The sequence below is a fragment of the Rhodococcus daqingensis genome (genome assembly GCF_042665615.1).
Taxonomy (GTDB): domain Bacteria; phylum Actinomycetota; class Actinomycetes; order Mycobacteriales; family Mycobacteriaceae; genus Rhodococcus_G; species Rhodococcus_G daqingensis.
In genome coordinates, this window is sequence record NZ_JBHTCS010000024.1 from 88852 (window position 1) to 104455 (window position 15604).

At 70.6% G+C, this 15604-nt stretch carries 14 protein-coding genes; 8 read left to right on the forward strand and 6 right to left on the reverse strand.

Annotated features, from left to right (window positions below; all coding sequences use genetic code 11):
- Nucleotides 1–12 precede the first annotated feature (12 nt).
- Nucleotides 13–3921, reverse strand: a complete 3909-nt coding sequence (gene hrpA / locus ACFQS9_RS19630) for an ATP-dependent RNA helicase HrpA (protein ID WP_378407735.1) — start codon at nt 3919–3921, stop codon at nt 13–15.
- Between the two features lie 73 nt (nt 3922–3994).
- On the opposite strand from hrpA, the gene ACFQS9_RS19635 reads away from it, so the two are divergent.
- Both ACFQS9_RS19635 and ACFQS9_RS19640 read left to right on the forward strand, forming a co-directional pair.
- Entirely contained in the window at nt 3995–4696 is a 702-nt protein-coding gene (locus ACFQS9_RS19635) for a Pr6Pr family membrane protein (protein WP_378407738.1), read from the forward strand.
- A gap of 35 nt (nt 4697–4731) precedes the next feature.
- Nucleotides 4732–5925: an aminotransferase family protein gene (locus tag ACFQS9_RS19640; protein ID WP_378408281.1), complete on the forward strand. Its 1194-nt coding sequence runs from the start codon at nt 4732–4734 to the stop codon at nt 5923–5925.
- A 21-nt stretch (nt 5926–5946) separates the two neighbouring features.
- Here ACFQS9_RS19640 and ACFQS9_RS19645 read toward each other — a convergent pair whose 3' ends face one another.
- The gene (locus ACFQS9_RS19645; RefSeq protein ID WP_378407740.1) at nt 5947–6909 is read right to left on the reverse strand and encodes a TauD/TfdA family dioxygenase; all 963 of its coding nucleotides are present in this window, start codon (nt 6907–6909) and stop codon (nt 5947–5949) included.
- Nucleotide 6910: 1 nt separating this feature from the next.
- Entirely contained in the window at nt 6911–7171 is a 261-nt protein-coding gene (locus tag ACFQS9_RS19650) for a hypothetical protein (RefSeq protein WP_378407742.1), read from the reverse strand.
- Nucleotides 7172–7194: 23 nt separating this feature from the next.
- Between ACFQS9_RS19650 and ACFQS9_RS19655 the strand changes: the two genes are divergently transcribed.
- Entirely contained in the window at nt 7195–7893 is a 699-nt protein-coding gene (locus tag ACFQS9_RS19655) for a hypothetical protein (RefSeq protein ID WP_378407743.1), read from the forward strand.
- 23 nt (nt 7894–7916) lie between these two features.
- Here ACFQS9_RS19655 and ACFQS9_RS19660 read toward each other — a convergent pair whose 3' ends face one another.
- Nucleotides 7917–8495: a dihydrofolate reductase family protein gene (locus tag ACFQS9_RS19660; protein ID WP_378407745.1), complete on the reverse strand. Its 579-nt coding sequence runs from the start codon at nt 8493–8495 to the stop codon at nt 7917–7919.
- A gap of 71 nt (nt 8496–8566) precedes the next feature.
- Between ACFQS9_RS19660 and ACFQS9_RS19665 the strand changes: the two genes are divergently transcribed.
- Nucleotides 8567–9139, forward strand: a complete 573-nt coding sequence (locus ACFQS9_RS19665) for a TetR/AcrR family transcriptional regulator (RefSeq protein WP_378407747.1) — start codon at nt 8567–8569, stop codon at nt 9137–9139.
- Here ACFQS9_RS19665 and ACFQS9_RS19670 read toward each other — a convergent pair.
- A complete protein-coding gene (locus tag ACFQS9_RS19670; protein ID WP_378407749.1) occupies nt 9136–9810 on the reverse strand; it encodes a PhzF family phenazine biosynthesis protein in 675 nt (224 codons plus the stop codon). The two genes, ACFQS9_RS19665 and ACFQS9_RS19670, sit on opposite strands and share 4 nt — an antisense overlap.
- 149 nt (nt 9811–9959) lie before the next feature.
- On the opposite strand from ACFQS9_RS19670, the gene ACFQS9_RS19675 reads away from it, so the two are divergent.
- The 4 genes from ACFQS9_RS19675 (at nt 9960) to ACFQS9_RS19690 (ending at nt 14807) form a co-directional block, all read left to right on the forward strand.
- The gene (locus ACFQS9_RS19675; RefSeq protein ID WP_378407751.1) at nt 9960–10901 is read left to right on the forward strand and encodes a LysR substrate-binding domain-containing protein; all 942 of its coding nucleotides are present in this window, start codon (nt 9960–9962) and stop codon (nt 10899–10901) included.
- A 64-nt stretch (nt 10902–10965) separates the two neighbouring features.
- Complete coding sequence (locus ACFQS9_RS19680; RefSeq protein ID WP_378407753.1) at nt 10966–11250, forward strand: DUF1490 family protein; 285 nt, start codon at nt 10966–10968, stop codon at nt 11248–11250.
- Between the two features lie 6 nt (nt 11251–11256).
- Nucleotides 11257–13440 carry a heavy metal translocating P-type ATPase gene (locus ACFQS9_RS19685; protein WP_378407754.1) on the forward strand — a complete coding sequence of 728 codons (2184 nt, stop codon included), beginning with the start codon at nt 11257–11259 and terminating at the stop codon, nt 13438–13440.
- 188 nt (nt 13441–13628) lie between these two features.
- Complete coding sequence (locus ACFQS9_RS19690; protein WP_378407756.1) at nt 13629–14807, forward strand: acetyl-CoA C-acyltransferase; 1179 nt, start codon at nt 13629–13631, stop codon at nt 14805–14807.
- Between the two features lie 62 nt (nt 14808–14869).
- Here ACFQS9_RS19690 and ACFQS9_RS19695 read toward each other — a convergent pair whose 3' ends face one another.
- The gene (locus tag ACFQS9_RS19695; protein ID WP_378407758.1) at nt 14870–15598 is read right to left on the reverse strand and encodes a LysR family substrate-binding domain-containing protein; all 729 of its coding nucleotides are present in this window, start codon (nt 15596–15598) and stop codon (nt 14870–14872) included.
- Nucleotides 15599–15604 lie beyond the last annotated feature (6 nt).

Genomic DNA, 15604 nt, shown 5'->3' on the forward strand with positions numbered 1-15604 from the left:
CGCCGTCGCCCCTCACCGGGTGATCGCGGCGATCGCCTTCCGGATTCGCTTCTCGGACACCGGATACGGCGTGCCCAACGACTGGGCGAACAGGCTGATCCGCAGCTCCTCGATCATCCAGCGGACCGCGTCCACATCGGGATCGTGATGCCGCCGCTCGTCCAGGCGAGCGAGCAGACGGCCGTACTCCTCGTACACCGCGTCCAGCACCGTCAGACCCTGCCGGTCGCGCCCCGCCCCCGCCGGGAGCGCCTCGAGGCGTCGGATGGCGCCCTCCAGGTACCGGGGCAGCTCCCGCAGCCGCCCGCTGCCCGTCTCGGTGACGAACCCGGGGAACACCAGGGCCTCCAGCTGCTCACGCACATCGTCCGCGGCCTCGCCGGTCGTGCGATCGAGGACCACCCGCAGCTCCTGCGCGCGGGCCAGCGCGGGCACCACCAGCCGGACCAGCGCCGCCACCCGGTTCGCGAGCTGGGCACGCACCGCGGCCTCCAGCTTCCCGAACGCCTCCGGGGTCCGGGTCGGCCCGCCGTTCGCGTCCATCAGCTCGTTCACCGCGCAGGCCCGGCAGTCCTCGACGAGAGCCTCCACGCTGTCGTGCGGGTTCTGGCTCAGCGCCAGCCGATCCCGGGTGCCGAGGCCGGAGACCGCGGTCTTGGTGGGGGTGACGATGGCGCTCAGCAGCAGGGCCCTGGTTCCCTCGCGCATGGCATGGCGTTGTGCGAGAGGGGTGCTGAGCACCCGGACCGCGACACCCTCCTTCTCGGGGACGAGCGCCGGGTAGCCGACGACCTTCTGCCCGGCGACGGTGCGGGTCACGGTGTCCGGCAGCGTGCCGAGCGTCCCCGACGTCCACACCGTCGCGGCCGCACGTTCCGTGCTCGAGGCGGCCTTGGCCACCTCGACGTCCACGCGGGGCGAGAGCGAGGCGGAGAGCTCGGTCAGGCTCTTGCTCCGGCCGAGCACCTCGCCCGACCCGTCGACGGCGGCGAAGGTCATCCGCAGGTGGTCGGGGACCGCGTTCAGGTCGAAGTCGCGGGGCGCGATCGGGGCACCGGCCATCCGCGACAGCTCACGAGCGATCGCCACGGTCAGCGTCTCCGATCGCGGCTTCACCACGGACAACGCGGCCCGGGCGTAGTCCGGGGCGGGAACCACCGTGCGGCGCAGCTGCTTCGGCAACGTCTTGATGAGCGCGGTGACCAGTTCCTCACGCATGCCGGGAACGAGCCAGTCGAAGCCGACCGGGCGCACCTGGGCCAGCAGCGCGACGGGGATGCGTGCGGTGACGCCGTCGTCCTCGGTGCCCGGTTCGAACTGGTAGGTCAGGGGGAACGAGATCTCGCCCTGGCGCCAGGTGTTCGGGTAGTCGCCGCCGAGCACGCCGGCGGCATCGGCGTTGACGACGGTCGACGCCGTGAAGTTCAGTAGGTCGGGATTCTTGCGCCTGGCCTGCTTCCACCAGGTGTCGAAGTGCCTGGCGGAGACGGCTTCCGGGCCGACGCGCTCATCGTAGAACTCGTAGAGCGCCTCGTCGTCGACGAGGATGTCGCGCCTGCGCGCCCTGGTCTCCATCTCCTCCACGTCGTCGAGCAGGGCGCGGTTCTGATGGAAGAACTTGTGCTGGGTCTGCCATTCGCCCTGCACCAGCGCGTGGCGGATGAACAGTTCCCGCGAGGTCTCCGGATCGATGGAGCTGTAGGTGACCGCGCGCTTGGCGACCAGCGGAATGCCGTACAGCGTCACCCGTTCGTAGGCCATCGCGCAGGCGCGCTTGGTCGACCAGTGCGGCTCCGAGTACGTGCGCTTGACCAGGTGCGGCGCCAGCTTCTCCGCCCATTCGGGCTCGATGCCTGCCGCCATCCGGCCCCACAGCCGCGAGGTCTCGACCAGTTCGGCCGCCATCACCCATCGCGGTGGCTTCTTGAACAGCGAGGATCCGGGGAACACCGCGAATCGGGCGCCGCGGGCGCCGAGGAAGTCGCGCTTGTCGCCCTCGCGGAGACCGACGTGGGAGAGCAGCCCGGACAGCAGCGCCTGGTGCACCGAGGCCTCGCTCGCGGGCTGGTCGTTGCCGGTCCAGCCGAGCCCGCGGGTGATCTGTGCGAGCTGACCGTGCAGGTCCTGCCACTCCCTGATGCGCAGCCAGTGCAGGAACTCGTTCTTGCACATCTTCCGGAACTGGTTGGACGACAGATCCTTCCGTTGTTCGCGCAAGTACTCCCACAGCTTGAGGTAGGCGAGGAAGTCGGAGCCGGCCACGGTGAACCGGGCGTGCTTCTCGTCCGCGGCCTGCTGGTGTTCGGCCGGCCGCTCGCGGACGTCCTGGATCGACAGCGCGGCGACGATGATCAGGGTCTCGCGCAGGCACCCGGTGTTGTGGGCGTGGGCGAGCATCCGCGCCATCCGGGGATCGACGGGCAGCTGCGCGAGCTCCCGCCCGACCGGGGTGAGCTCGGTGACGCCGCCCTTGACCGCCGGCTTGATCGCGCCGAGTTCCTCGAGCAGAGAGACGCCGTCTCGGATGGCGCGCGGGTCCGGCGCCTCGACGAAGGGGAAGGCGGCGATGTCGCCGAGGCCGAGGGCGGTCATCTGCAGGACGACCGACGCCAGGTTGGTGCGGAGGATCTCGGGTTCGGTGAAGACGGGGCGGGCCTCGAAGTCGTCCTCGGAGTAGAGGCGGATGCAGATTCCGTCGGCGACCCGGCCACAGCGACCCGCGCGCTGGCGGGCCGAGGCCTGCGAGATCTCCTCGATCGGTAGCCGCTGCACCTTGGTGCGCACGGAGTATCGGGAGATGCGGGCCGTGCCCGGATCGACCACGTACCGGATGCCGGGGACCGTGAGCGAGGTCTCCGCGACGTTGGTCGAGAGCACCACCCGACGTCCGGTGTGTCGCTCGAAGACCCGGTGCTGCTCGGCCGCGGACAACCGGGCGTAGAGCGGCAGGATCTCGGTGCCCCGGAGCTTCCGGTCGCGCAGCGCGTCGGCGGTGTCGCGGATCTCGCGTTCGCCGGACAGGAACACCAGGATGTCCCCGTCGCCCTCCGAGAGCAGTTCCTCGACGGCCTCGCCGACGGCGTCGACGGGGTCCCGGTCGATGGTCTGTTCGCCGACGTCGACGCTGAGCGGTCGGTACCGGATCTCGACCGGGAAGGTGCGGCCCGAGACCTCGACGATCGGCGCCGGGACCCCGTTCACGGCGAAATGCTGCGCGAAGCGCTCCGGGTCGATCGTGGCGGAGGTGATGATGACCTTCAGGTCGGGGCGACGCGGCAACAACTCCTTGAGGTAGCCGAGGATGAAGTCGATGTTGAGGCTGCGCTCATGCGCCTCGTCGATGATCAGCGTGTCGTAGCGGCGCAGCATCCGGTCGCGCTGGATCTCCGCGAGCAGGATCCCGTCGGTCATCAGCTTGATCAGCGTGCCGTCCGAGACCTGATCGGTGAAGCGGACCGTGTAGCCGACCGCTTCGCCGAGCGGGGTGTCCAGCTCCTCGGCGATCCGCTCGGCCACGGTCCGCGCCGCGAGCCGGCGCGGCTGGGTGTGGCCGATCAGGCCGCGGACCCCGCGCCCGAGGTCGAGGCAGATCTTCGGGATCTGGGTGGTCTTGCCCGATCCGGTCTCGCCCGCGACGATGACCACCTGGTTTGCCGCGATCGCGGCGGCGATGTCGTCCCGGCGCAGGCTCACCGGCAGGTTGTCGGGGTAGCTGGTCTTCGGGGTGTTCGCCCGCCGGGAGGCGATCCTGGCCTCCGCCTGCGAGACCTCGCGGAGCACCCCGGCGGCGGCCTCGGGGCTCGCGGCGCGGTCGAGGCGACGCCGGAGACGGTGTTCGTCTCGGAGGGTGAGGTGGGCCAGGCGGCGCTTGAGCTCGCGGCGGTCGAGGTCGGGCAGCTCGGGCGAAGGTGTGGTCGACATGCTCGGACCAGCCTATCGAAGGGCCGCCAGTCAAATACCGCTGCCCGCCGTTGCCCTGTGCGAACATCTGCGGGTGACCCTCACATCGGAGGCATCGGTCCTCCCACACACGAACCCGGTCTTCCGTGCGCTGCGCTTGGTCTTCGCGGTGATCGGCATCGTCGCGTTGGCCTGGATCCCGCTGCGCAACATCGACGTGGCCGAGTTCTCGACGTCGAACTACTTCAGCTACTTCACGGTGCTGAGCAACGTGCTGGGCGTGGTCGTGCTGCTGGTCGGCGCGATCGCGGACCCGCAGTCGCGGGCGTGGCAGCTGGTCCGGGGTGCAGGCACGCTGTACCTGGTCATCACCGGCATCATCTACGCGGTTCTGCTGTCGAACATCGACGTGACGCTGAACGACAAGTGGATCAACGACATCATGCACCGCTATCTGCCGCTGGTGATCCTGCTGGACTGGGTGATCAACCCGCCGCGGATGCGGATCACCGACCGACAGTCGATGACCTGGCTGTGGTTCCCGGCCGTCTACGGGGTCTACACGCTGATCCGCGGCCCGTTCGTCGACTGGTACCCGTATCCGTTCATCGACCCGCGCACGCAGGGCTATCTGCAGATGTCCATCGGGCTGGTGGTGCTGCTGCTGGCCATGGTGCTGATGTCGTTCGCGGTCAACGCCGCGGGCAGGCTCGCCCAGCGCTGGCGATACGGTGGAACCGAGCGTCGGTTGACGGCGGACGAGATCGCCACCGGCGAGAGCGAGGAGTTGGCGTGACGAACACCCAGGCACTGTGGCACGGATTCGCGGACATGGGCGCGGTGAGCGACGGTGGTCCGTTCGTCGTCAGCCGCGGTGAGGGCGCGTACATCTGGGACGACAAGGGCAACCGCTACCTCGATGCCACGGCGGGCCTGTGGTTCACCAACGTCGGACACGGTCGCGCCGAGATCGCGGATGCGGTCGCCAGGCAGCTCAGGTCGATCGCGCATTTCTCCAACTTCGGCGACTTCGCGCCCGAGACGACGATCGCACTCGCCGAGCGCCTGGCCGAGATCGCGCCGGTCCCGGGCAGCAAGATCTTCTTCACCTCGGGCGGATCGGACTCCGTCGACACCGCGGCCAAGCTCGCCCGCCGGTACTGGCACGAGATGGGGAAGCCGAACAAGCGGATCGTGGTCGGCCGGCAGAAGGCCTACCACGGCATGCACGTGGCGGGCACCGCGCTGGCAGGCATCCCGGTGAACCGGGAAGGCTACGGCGAGCTGATGCCGGACGCCAGGACGGTGGAGTGGGACAACGGCAAGAGCCTGCTCGAACTCATCGAACGGGAGGGCGCCGAGGCCATCGCGGCCTTCTTCTGCGAACCGATCATCGGTGCGGGCGGCATCTACCTGCCGCCCGAGGGCTACCTCGCCGAGGTGCGCCAGATCTGCCGCGACCACGACATCCTGTTCGTGCTCGACGAGGTCGTCACCGGATTCGGCCGGATCGGCGGCTCCTGGTTCGCCGCGACGCGTTTCGACCTGCAGCCGGACATGGTGACCACGGCGAAGGGACTGACCTCCGGCTACGTCCCGATGGGCGCGGTGTTCATCGCACCGCGGGTCGCCGAGCCGTTCTTCGCCGGCGGCGTGTGGTGGCGGCACGGCTACACCTACGGCGGGCACGCCGGCGCGGCCGCCGCTGCGCTGGCCAACCTCGACATCCTCGAGCGGGAGAATCTGCTGGCGGAGTCCGCTCGGCTGGAGCGCTCGCTGCACGAGTACCTGTCCCCGCTCGCCGAGCACCCCCGGGTGTCGGAGGTACGCAGCGGTCTCGGCGCGGTCGCGGCCGTGCAGCTCGCGGATCCCGCCGAGGCACTGCCGTTCGTCAAGACCCTTCGCGAGCACGGCATCTCGGGTCGCGCGGCGGGGGTCGGCGCCATGCAGTTCTCGCCGGCGTTCGTGATGACCGACGACGAGGTCGCCGAGATGGCGGCGGGGGTCCTCAAAGCGCTCGGCTGAGCCCCCGTTTCGGGAAGCAGGTCAGCGCGGCGGGATTCCCGTCCGCAGTGGTTCCGCGACACTGTGGGCGCTCGCCGCCGACAGCCACAGTCGCAGCAGGTGCCGGCGCCTGTCGAGGTCGGGGTGGTCCTCGTAGGCGTTGCGGGCGTGCAGGATGCGCCCGTTGTTGAGGATCTGGACGTCGCCAGGTTCGAAGACCATCTCGACGTGGAAGCGGGGCTCGTTGGCGATCGTCTCGATGAGTTCGAGGGCCTCGTGTTGCTCCGTCGTCAGGCGCGGGGCCTGCGGGTGCCGTTGGGAGTCGCGGATGTACCAGCTGATGTAGAACAGTCGGGGCACCCCGCCGATGTCGTTGAGCGGGGCGAGTTCGAAGTACGGGGGGTCGCCGGGGGTCTCCTCGCCGTTGCGGTCCCACGGCATGGGGGAGTACAGGACCTCGAGGAGGTCAGGTCGCCGCCGCAGCACCTCGTTGTAGATCGCCGCCGAGCTGGCGATCCAACTCTCGCCTCCGGTGACCGCCTTGGCCAGGCACAGCAGCGCGACCAGGTCGGAACCGTCGGTGTGGAAATCCTGGCGTTCCCTGGTCCGGTAGAGCCGGATCGTGGGATCGGTCCGCTCGATCCGTTCGTCACGAATGTGGGCGAGTACGGCGCCGTCGCGGTCCTGACTCACCGGTTCCCCGAGCATCGAGCCCAGCGCCAGATAGGCCCGCTCGATCTCGTCCGCGCTGAGTTCGTCCCGCGGAAACCCGCGCAGCAGCAGGAAACCGCACCCCGCGTTCAGTGTGTGTGCCCACTGCTCGCAGCGGGATCGGAGGGTGGGGAACAGGCGCGACGGATCGGCCCCGTCCGCCTTCGCCGCGTCGACGATCTCCGAGCGCTCTGCCGGCGAGAGGAGCACCGTCCACGACGAGCTGTCGGGGAAGTCCGCCCTCTCCCAGACCGCGGCGGAGTCCTGAGGTGCACGAACCGGGAAGGCGGCCATGTCAGTTCGCTCCGGTTCGACGTCCACGCCGAAACAGGCCCGACACGCGTTCGCGCAGAGTGGGTTTCACCTCGATGAGTTCCACCCGGGGGAGGTCGGCGGCGGCGGTGGCCTGCGCGAAGCGGGCGTGCAGCTGGGACCGGACCTCATCGGGGGTGTAGGCGCGGCGCTTGCGTTCGGCGCGTGCGGCGAGTGCGCCCGTGGCAGCGACCCCGACAACGCCCGCGAGGCCGAGGAGCTTCCACACTTGTCTGCCGTCCATTCCCATCGCCTTAGGCTAGGTGCATGAGTCGCCGGATGCACGAATCGCAGGTGAGCCTCGACGAGGCCGTGGATGCCACCCGGACCGGGGACATCTGGATCTTCCGCGGTCACTCAGGCGCCGATCGAGCGATCCAGACGCTGACCAACAGTCCGGTGAATCATGTCGGGATGTCGGTGGTTCTCGACGACATGCCGCCGCTGATGTGGCACGCGGAACTCGGACATTCCCTGCAGGACATGTGGACCGGGCGCTTTCAGCGCGGGGTGCAGCTGCACGACCTGCGGCAGGCCGTGCAGGTGTGGGGCGCCAAGTACGGTCAGCGCGGCTGGCTGCGCCAGCTCGAGGAGCCGGTGACCCGCGAGCAGGAGGACGCGCTGATGCGCACCATCGCCCGGCTCGACGGGACGCCCTTCCCGTCCACGGCGAAGCTGGTCACGCGCTGGTTCGGTGGCCGGCTGCCGTCGCTGAGGCGCCGTTCGGCGCGGGATTCCGCGGACGCATCGGCCGGCCTCGAGAGCGCGTACTGCGCCGAGGTGGTCGCCCAGACCTACGAGTCGATGGCCCTGCTCACCGAGCGGCGGAAGACGAATTGGTATGACCCGGGCCGGTTCTGGAGCGGCGACCGGCTGCCGCTCGCTCCCGGGGTGTCGCTGGGCGGGGAGATCGAGGTGCTGCTCAGCGAGGCCGATCTCGCGGCGGGCCGGTCGCCGAAGGGCTGACGGGGACCGGCCCGCGTGCCGGGTCAGGCCGCCGGGGTCCGGGAGAACCAGGTGATCGAGGCGCCGTTGTCGAGGGACTCGGTGCGGGTCGGGGTGAACTGCGTCGGCAGGAACGGACCGTCGAACGCCGGGATGCCGGATCCCGCGATCACGGGGTAGCGCTTGATGACGAGCTCGTCGATCTCGGGGAGCAGGGTGCCCGCCAGCTTTCCGCCGCCCGCGAGCCAGACGTCCATTCCCTCCTGGGCCTTGAGCTCACGGACTAGGCCGAGCGGGTCGCCGGTGACCAGTTCGACCGCCGGGTCGGCGATCTCGCCGAGCGTGGTCGAGACCACGTACTGGCGCAGGTGGGCGTAGGGGCTGGTGACGCCGGCGTCGAGTCCGGGCTGATAGGTCCCGCGGCCCATCACCACCGCTCCGAACGCCCGGTTGGCGGCGCCCTCGAGACCGACGTGCGGGCGGACGTGAGAGGGCACGGTGTCCGGGTACCGCTCGGTGATCCAGGCCATCATCTCGTCCGAGAGCATGAAGTCCCATTCGCCGCCGGGACCGGCGATGTAACCGTCGAGCGAGATGCCCACGTAGTAGACAAGCTTTCGCATATGTACCGCTCCGTCCGTAGTACTCTATTTGAAGTGGTCTGAACGTAGTACTACAGATGGAGTGGTGTCAAGTGCGGAGCAATCCGGAGAGACGAGCGGCGTTGGTCGACGCCGCGATCGAGGTCCTGGCAGAACTGGGTGCGCGCGGGCTCACCTTCCGGGCCGTCGATTCGCGGGCGGGGGTGCCGCCGGGTACGGCGTCGAACTACTTCGCCAACCGTGACGACCTGTTGGCGCAGGCGGGTGGCCGGTTCTACGAGCGGCTGACCCCCGATGACGAGTCGTTGGCGCAGAGCCTCGGGGGTCCGCGCGACCGTGATCGGCTGGTCGAGTTGATGCGCGAGGTCGTCGGCCGGATCACCGAGTTCCGCACCGGCTTCCTCGCCCTGCTCGAACTCAGGCTCGAGGCGACCCGGCGGCCGGAGTTGCGCGCGGTGCTGACCGAACGGATCCGGGCGGACCTCGACTTCAACGTCAGCAACCACCTGCAGGCGGGCATGCCGGGCGACGCCACCACGGTCCGGCTGCTCTATCTCGCGCTGAACTGGCTGATCGTCGACCAGTTGACGCTGCCCGACCTATTGTCCGAGAGCGAGATCGAGGAACTCATCGAGGCGGCGGTCGACAGGGCGCTCCCTCGCTAGAGGTTCAGCATCCGGTCCTGGTGCACGCGTCCGCCGACGTCCACCCAGCCGTCGTGCGAGTAGAGGGTGAAGATATGCGAGCCGCGGCCCTGGGTGATGTGCAGGCTGCGACGCAGGTGCTCGCTGATCCGGACGGCCGCGGCGCCGGTGGCCTCGTCCTCCGGTATCCCCATGAGTGGGGCGAACATTCGGGACCTGATCGCGCCCTCGCCCGCCCAGGCCCAGACGTAGTGGTGTCCGGTATCGAACGAGTCGGCCCGGGTCGAGACCACCGCGGCTGAGTCCGGCTTCGGGTGCAGGGTGAACTCGGGTGCCCAGTCGGGTTTCGCGCGCACCCAGGTCATCCCGCGGTCGACGTACGTCGTGACCGGGCCCGCCGGGACCTCGAGGGTGCCGACGGTCGCGCCGCGTTCGCGGAGCCACCAGGAGAGGCCGACGGTCGGGTGCCCGGCGAAGGGCAGCTCGGTGGTCGGGGTGAAGATCCGCGCCCGGGCGCTCGTGGAGCCGGGGACGGGGAGTTCGACGAAAACTGTCTCGCTGAACCCGAGTTCGGCGGCCAGACCCTGCCTGCGCTCCTCGGGTACGGCGGCCGCGTCCACGATGCCCAATGCGTTGCCGTGGTGGCCGTTCGCGTCGGTGAATACCCTGACGACGTCAACCTCGATACTCATCGTTAAACGATACCGCCGGCAACGAGCGAAGGTGCCCCTTTGTGCGGGTAGAACGCGCGAAAGAGACCTTCGGGGTGTGGCGGGTACAGCCGCATGGCGCCCGAAATCTTCAAGAGGAATAGGCGATAGATGGCGCTACACTGATAGTCATGGCTGATCAGGCATATCAACCCACACTGTCGCAGCTGCGTGCCTTCGTCGCGGTCGCGGAGTATCGGCACTTCGGTACCGCGGCAGCGCGATTGAATGTGAGCCAGCCCACGTTGTCGCAGGCGCTGGCGGCGCTGGAGAACGGTCTCGGGGTGCAGTTGATCGAGCGCAGCACCCGGCGCGTGCTGGTGACCGACGCGGGCACCCAGCTGCTGACACAGGCGAAGATGATTCTCGAGGCCGCGGACGGGTTCGTCGCCACCGCGGCTGGTGTGGGGGACCGGCTCGGCGGGCCGCTGCGCATGGGGCTGATCCCGACCGTCGCGCCGTACGTGCTGCCGGCCCTGCTGCCGGCGATGCGCGCCGAGCTGCCCGCCGTCGTGCCGCAGGTGATCGAGGACCAGACCGCGCGGTTGCTCGATTCGCTGCGCGCGGGCGTGCTGGACGTCGCGGTGCTGGCGTTACCGTCGGATGCGACCGGGCTGGTGGAGATCCCGCTCTACACAGAGGATTTCGTGTTGGTGGTGCCGGGTGAGCACGAACTCGCCGGGCGGGCGGACCTGTCTCTGCAGGTGCTCGACGACCTGCCGCTGCTGTTGCTCGACGAGGGACACTGCCTGCGCGACCAGACATTGGACCTGTGCCGGTCGGTGGACGCACACCCGTCGTCGGGGGACACCCGGGCGACCTCGCTCGCGACCGTGGTGCAGTGCGTCGCGGGTGGACTCGGGGTGACCCTGGTGCCGGATTCGGCGGTGCCGGTGGAGACCCGTCGCGGTGGCCTCGCCACCGCACGGTTCGCGGACCCGGCGCCGGGCCGGACGATCGGCCTGGTCTTCCGCTCCTCCAGCGGTCGCGCCGAGGGCTACCGCAAGCTTGCCGACGTGGTGCGGTCGGTGGCGCCGGGGGTGGCCGTGACGCTGGGAGCGGGTTCCGAATAGGGCTCCGCGATCGCGCGGCGGTGCGTCACAATGGAGGCACGCCGCACCAGCAGGAGGAACCACGATGCCTCTGCACGGATTGATCATCAAGGCCGCATCGACCGTGGTCACCGGGGCCGTCGGCGTCGCCGCCTACAACGGGGCGCGGCGAATCGTCGCGCGGGCGCCGTTGCGGGAGGCCGCCGTGACGGCCACGGAGTGGAGCCTGCGCGGTGCGCGCAAGGCCGAGGAGGGGGCGGAGTCCGCCCGACTGAAGATGGCCGACGTGATGGCCGAAGCGCGCGAGCGGATCGGCGAAGAGGTGCCCCCACCGGGAGTCGCGGGCGCCGGACACGGGCACGAACACTAGGCAGCGATGTCCGCGGAACCGGTGGTCCCGCATCAGGTTTCGGCGCACGGCGGAGACCTCACCGTCATCTCCGACGCGGGCGGCCGGGTGCGGATGCATGCGCCGTGGCTGCGGGGCAGCAGGGTGCGGGCGGTGGCGGTCGAGGATGCCGTCGGCGCCCTGACCGGGGTACGGGCCGTGCACGCGTACCCGCGCACCGCCTCGATCGTCATCTGGTACTCACCGCGCACCGCCGACAGGTCCGGGTTCGCCGCCGCCATTCGCGACAGCACGCTCCTCCCCGCGGAACTGGTGCCGGATCGGGCACCCACCTCGGCCGACATCGGCAACGCCGACGTGGTGCGGATGGCGGTCGGCGGGGTGGCGTTGCTCCTGCTCGGGATCCGTCGGTACGCACTCGCCCGGCCCGCGATCCTCGGGCCCACCGGTCGCGCCGTGGCCACCGGGGCGACCGTGTTCACCGGCTATCCGTTCCTGCGCGGGGCCCTGCGTTCGCTGCGGGGCAGCAGGGCGCCGGGAACCGACGCACTGGTGTCGGCCGCGACCGTCGCCAGCCTCGTACTGCGCGAGAACGTCGTCGCGCTCACCGTGCTGTGGCTGCTGAACATCGGTGAGTACCTCCAGGACCTGACCCTGCGTCGCACGCGCCGTGCCATCTCCGACCTGCTCAAGGGCACCCAGGACACCGCCTGGGTTCGGAGCGCCGACGGCTCCGAGATCCAGGTCGGCATCGACACCCTGGAGGTCGGTGACGAGGTGATCGCGCACGAGCACGTCGCGCTCGCGGTCGACGGAACCGTGATCGAGGGGGAGGCCGTCGTCGATCGGTCCGCGATCACGGGGGAGACGCTGCCCGCGAGCATCGTCGCGGGGGCGAGGGTCCACGCCGGGTCGGTGGTGATGCGCGGCAGGCTGGTGGTGCGGGCGGACGCGGTCGGTGATGACACCACCATCGGCCGCATCATCACGCGCGTGGAGGAGGCGCAGGAGGACCGGGCCGCGATCCAGACGGTGGGGGAGACCTTCTCGCGCCGGTTCGTCCCCGCCTCCTTCGTGCTCTCCGCGCTGACCCTGGCGGCGACGCGGGACGTCCGCCGGGCGATGACCATGCTGCTGGTCGCCTGCCCGTGCGCGGTCGGGCTCGCGACGCCGACGGCGATCAGCGCGGCCATCGGCAACGGCGCCCGGCGGGGGATCCTCATCAAGGGCGGCTCGCACCTCGAGGACGCCGGCCGGGTGGACGCGTTCGTCTTCGACAAGACGGGAACCCTGACCGGCGGCAGGCCCGTGGTGACCAATATCGTCGCGCTCGCGAGGGACTGGCGGCCCGAGCAGGTGCTGGCCTATGCCGCGAGTTCCGAGATCCACTCGCGGCATCCGCTCGCCGCGGCCGTGTTGCGATCGACGGCGGAACGACACATCGAGATCCCACCGCACGAGGAGTGCGAGGTGCTCGTCGGACTGGGCATGCGCACCTGGGCGGACGGCCGCACGTTGCTGCTCGGCAGCGTGTCGCTGCTGGAATCGGAGGACGTGCGGGTCTCGAAACGTGCGGCCGACTGGGTGGGCCGGTTGCGTCGCCGGGCGGAGACTCCGCTGCTGCTGGCCGTCGACGGCAGTCTGGTCGGCCTGATCAGCCTGCGCGACGAGCTGCGGCCCGAGGCCCGGCCGGTCCTGGACCGCCTGCGGGCAACCGGCGCCCGGCGGGTGATCCTGCTGACCGGCGACCACCCGGAGACGGCCGCCGCCGTCGCCGAGGAGTTGGGGATCGCGGAGTGGCGCGCCGAGGTGCTGCCCGAGGACAAGCTCGACACGGTGCGGGCGCTGCGCGAATCCGGGCACGTGGTGGCGATGGTGGGCGATGGAACCAATGACGCGCCCGCCCTCGCCGCCGCGGACATCGGCATCGCGATGGGGTTGGCGGGTACCGACGTCGCCGTCGAGACCGCCGACGTCGCCCTGGCCGGCGACGACCTGACCCGGCTGCTCGAGGTTCGCGACCTCGGCGCGCACGCGGTCCGGGTGATCCGGCAGAACTACTCGATGTCCATCGCGGTGAACGCGCTCGGGCTGCTGGTCGGGGCCGGCGGTGCGTTGTCGCCGGTGCTCGCGGCGATCATGCACAACGCGTCCTCCGTGGCCGTGGTGGCGAACAGTTCGCGGCTGATCCGGTATCGGATCAGCGGGTAGCGCGCCGGTCCTGCCGCCGCTCGGTGTCGGACCTTGGTCAACTGGACGAAGTCACTCGGACATGACGCCCGGGTCCGATCGCACGGTGTGCCCTCGACGAGCCGGCGACGGCCACGAGTGGGAGGATCCTCAGGCGCGGTCGGCGATACGGCGCGCGACGGCAAGACAGCGGAGAAGGAGAGATCAGCGTGAGCACCAGTGTCATCGTGGCGGGGGCGCGGACCCCGATCGGCAAGCTCTCGGGGGCATTGGCCTCGCTGACGGCGGCGGACCTCGGCGGGCGGGCCATCGCGGCCGCCGTCGAACGCAGCGGGATCGGCCTCGACGGCGTCGACGCGGTCGTGATGGGCACCGTCGTGCAGGCCGGCGTCGGCCCGAACCCGGCCCGCCAGGCGGCGGTCGCGGCGGGACTGCCGATGACCGTGCCGGCAACCACCGTCAACAACCTCTGCCTGTCCGGCCTGGAGGCGATCATGCAGGCCGACCGGCTGATCGCGACCGGCGCGGCCGACGTCGTGGTCGCGGGTGGCATGGAGTCGATGACCAACGCGCCCTACCTGGTGCGTGGCGCGCGGACGGGCCTGAAGTACGGCTCGACCGGCTTCGAGGACGCCCTGGACCGCGACGCGCTGACCTGTGCGTTCGACGGCATCTCGATGGGTGCGTCCACCGAGAGCTACCAGGCGGGCGAGAACATCACCCGCGCCGAGCAGGACGAGTTCGCCGCCCGCTCGCACCGGCTCGCGGCCGCGGCGACCGCCGACGGCGCGTTCGCCGCCGAGATCGCGCCGGTCGAGATCGCCTCCCGCAAGGGCACCGTCACCGTCGCCGACGACGAGGGCATCCGCGCGGAGACCACCGTGGACTCCCTCGGCAAGCTGCGTCCGGCGTTCGCGAAGGACGGCACCATCACCGCCGGCGCCTCGTCCCAGCTCTCCGACGGCGCGGCCGCCGTCGTCGTGATGCGCAAGGAGCTGGCGATCGAGCGCGGCATCGAGTGGCTCGCGGAGATCCGCTCGCACGCCCTCGTCGCCGGCCCCGACACCTCGCTCCTGCACCAGCCGGCGAACGCGATCGAGGCGGCGCTCAAGCGCGACGGCGAGACCACGATCGCGGACCTGGACCTGCTCGAGATCAACGAGGCGTTCGCCGGTGTCGCGATCGCGTCGGTGCGTCAGCTCGGCGTCGACGCGGACAAGGTCAACATCCACGGCGGTGCGATCGCCGTCGGGCACCCGGTCGGCATGTCCGGCGCGAGGATCGCTCTGTCCCTGGCGCATTCGCTCAAGGCGCGCGGCGGCGGCAAGGGCGCGGCGGCCCTCTGCGGCGGCGGCGGCCAGGGCATCGCGATGATCCTCGAGGTGTAGGCGGCTGCGCCGCCCGTGCGCGGTTGACGAGTGTCAGGACTCGGCAACCGCGCACAGGCGCGTCAGCGCCTGTGGCGCTTGGTGTTCCGGGGGGTCGGGGTCTTTCCCGCCTCGGCGCGCGCCGCGCGTTTGGCGGCGGCCTTCTGGGAGGCGGTGCGCTTGGGGGCCGGCTCCGCCGCGCCGCGGCCACGGGACGAGTTGGCGCTGCGGCCGCGGACGATCCCGACGAACTCCTCCACCAGGTCGGTGGTCGCCGACGTCGGCCAGGCGAGGGCGACCGGTGAGGCGGGGGCGTCGGTGACGGTCCGGTAGGTGAGGTCCTTGCGATGGTGCAGCCGGGCCAGGGACTGCGGCACCACCAGCACCCCGATCCCGGCGGCGACCAGTTCGATCGCGTCGGCCGTGGTGTCGGGGCGGTGCAGCGCGGCGGTGCCCGGGCGGGCGGACCATTCGAGAGTGTCGTCGTGCGGGTGCAGCACGGTCTCGTCGGAGAGGTCGCGGGTGGACACCTCGTCGGCGGCGGTGATCACGTGGTCCTTGGGCACCACCACCACGGGCGTCTCCTCGTACAGCGCGATGACACTGAGCCCGTCCCGATCGACCGGAAGCCGGACCAGGGCGGCGTCGACGGCGCCGGTGCGCAACAGGGTCGGGGCGTCGGCCGCGGTCGCGGCGACCAGTTCGAGCGGGACGTCGGGGAGGCGCTCGCGCCAGATCCGGACCCACTTGGTCGGCGTGACGCCGGGCACATACGCGAGCCGGAAGGTCGGGGCGGAGGTCGGCTCGGTCATTCGGTC

Coding starts and splice junctions, on each gene's coding strand:
- hrpA (WP_378407735.1), bottom strand. CDS start 3,921: ATGTCGACCACACCTTCGCCCGAGCTGCCCGACCTCGACCGCCGCGAG.
- ACFQS9_RS19640 (WP_378408281.1), top strand. CDS start 4,732: ATGGGCGCGGTGAGCGACGGTGGTCCGTTCGTCGTCAGCCGCGGTGAG.
- ACFQS9_RS19645 (WP_378407740.1), bottom strand. CDS start 6,909: ATGGCCGCCTTCCCGGTTCGTGCACCTCAGGACTCCGCCGCGGTCTGG.
- ACFQS9_RS19650 (WP_378407742.1), bottom strand. CDS start 7,171: ATGGACGGCAGACAAGTGTGGAAGCTCCTCGGCCTCGCGGGCGTTGTC.
- ACFQS9_RS19655 (WP_378407743.1), top strand. CDS start 7,195: ATGAGTCGCCGGATGCACGAATCGCAGGTGAGCCTCGACGAGGCCGTG.
- ACFQS9_RS19660 (WP_378407745.1), bottom strand. CDS start 8,495: ATGCGAAAGCTTGTCTACTACGTGGGCATCTCGCTCGACGGTTACATC.
- ACFQS9_RS19670 (WP_378407749.1), bottom strand. CDS start 9,810: ATGAGTATCGAGGTTGACGTCGTCAGGGTATTCACCGACGCGAACGGC.
- ACFQS9_RS19675 (WP_378407751.1), top strand. CDS start 9,960: ATGGCTGATCAGGCATATCAACCCACACTGTCGCAGCTGCGTGCCTTC.
- ACFQS9_RS19680 (WP_378407753.1), top strand. CDS start 10,966: ATGCCTCTGCACGGATTGATCATCAAGGCCGCATCGACCGTGGTCACC.
- ACFQS9_RS19685 (WP_378407754.1), top strand. CDS start 11,257: ATGTCCGCGGAACCGGTGGTCCCGCATCAGGTTTCGGCGCACGGCGGA.
- ACFQS9_RS19695 (WP_378407758.1), bottom strand. CDS start 15,598: ATGACCGAGCCGACCTCCGCCCCGACCTTCCGGCTCGCGTATGTGCCC.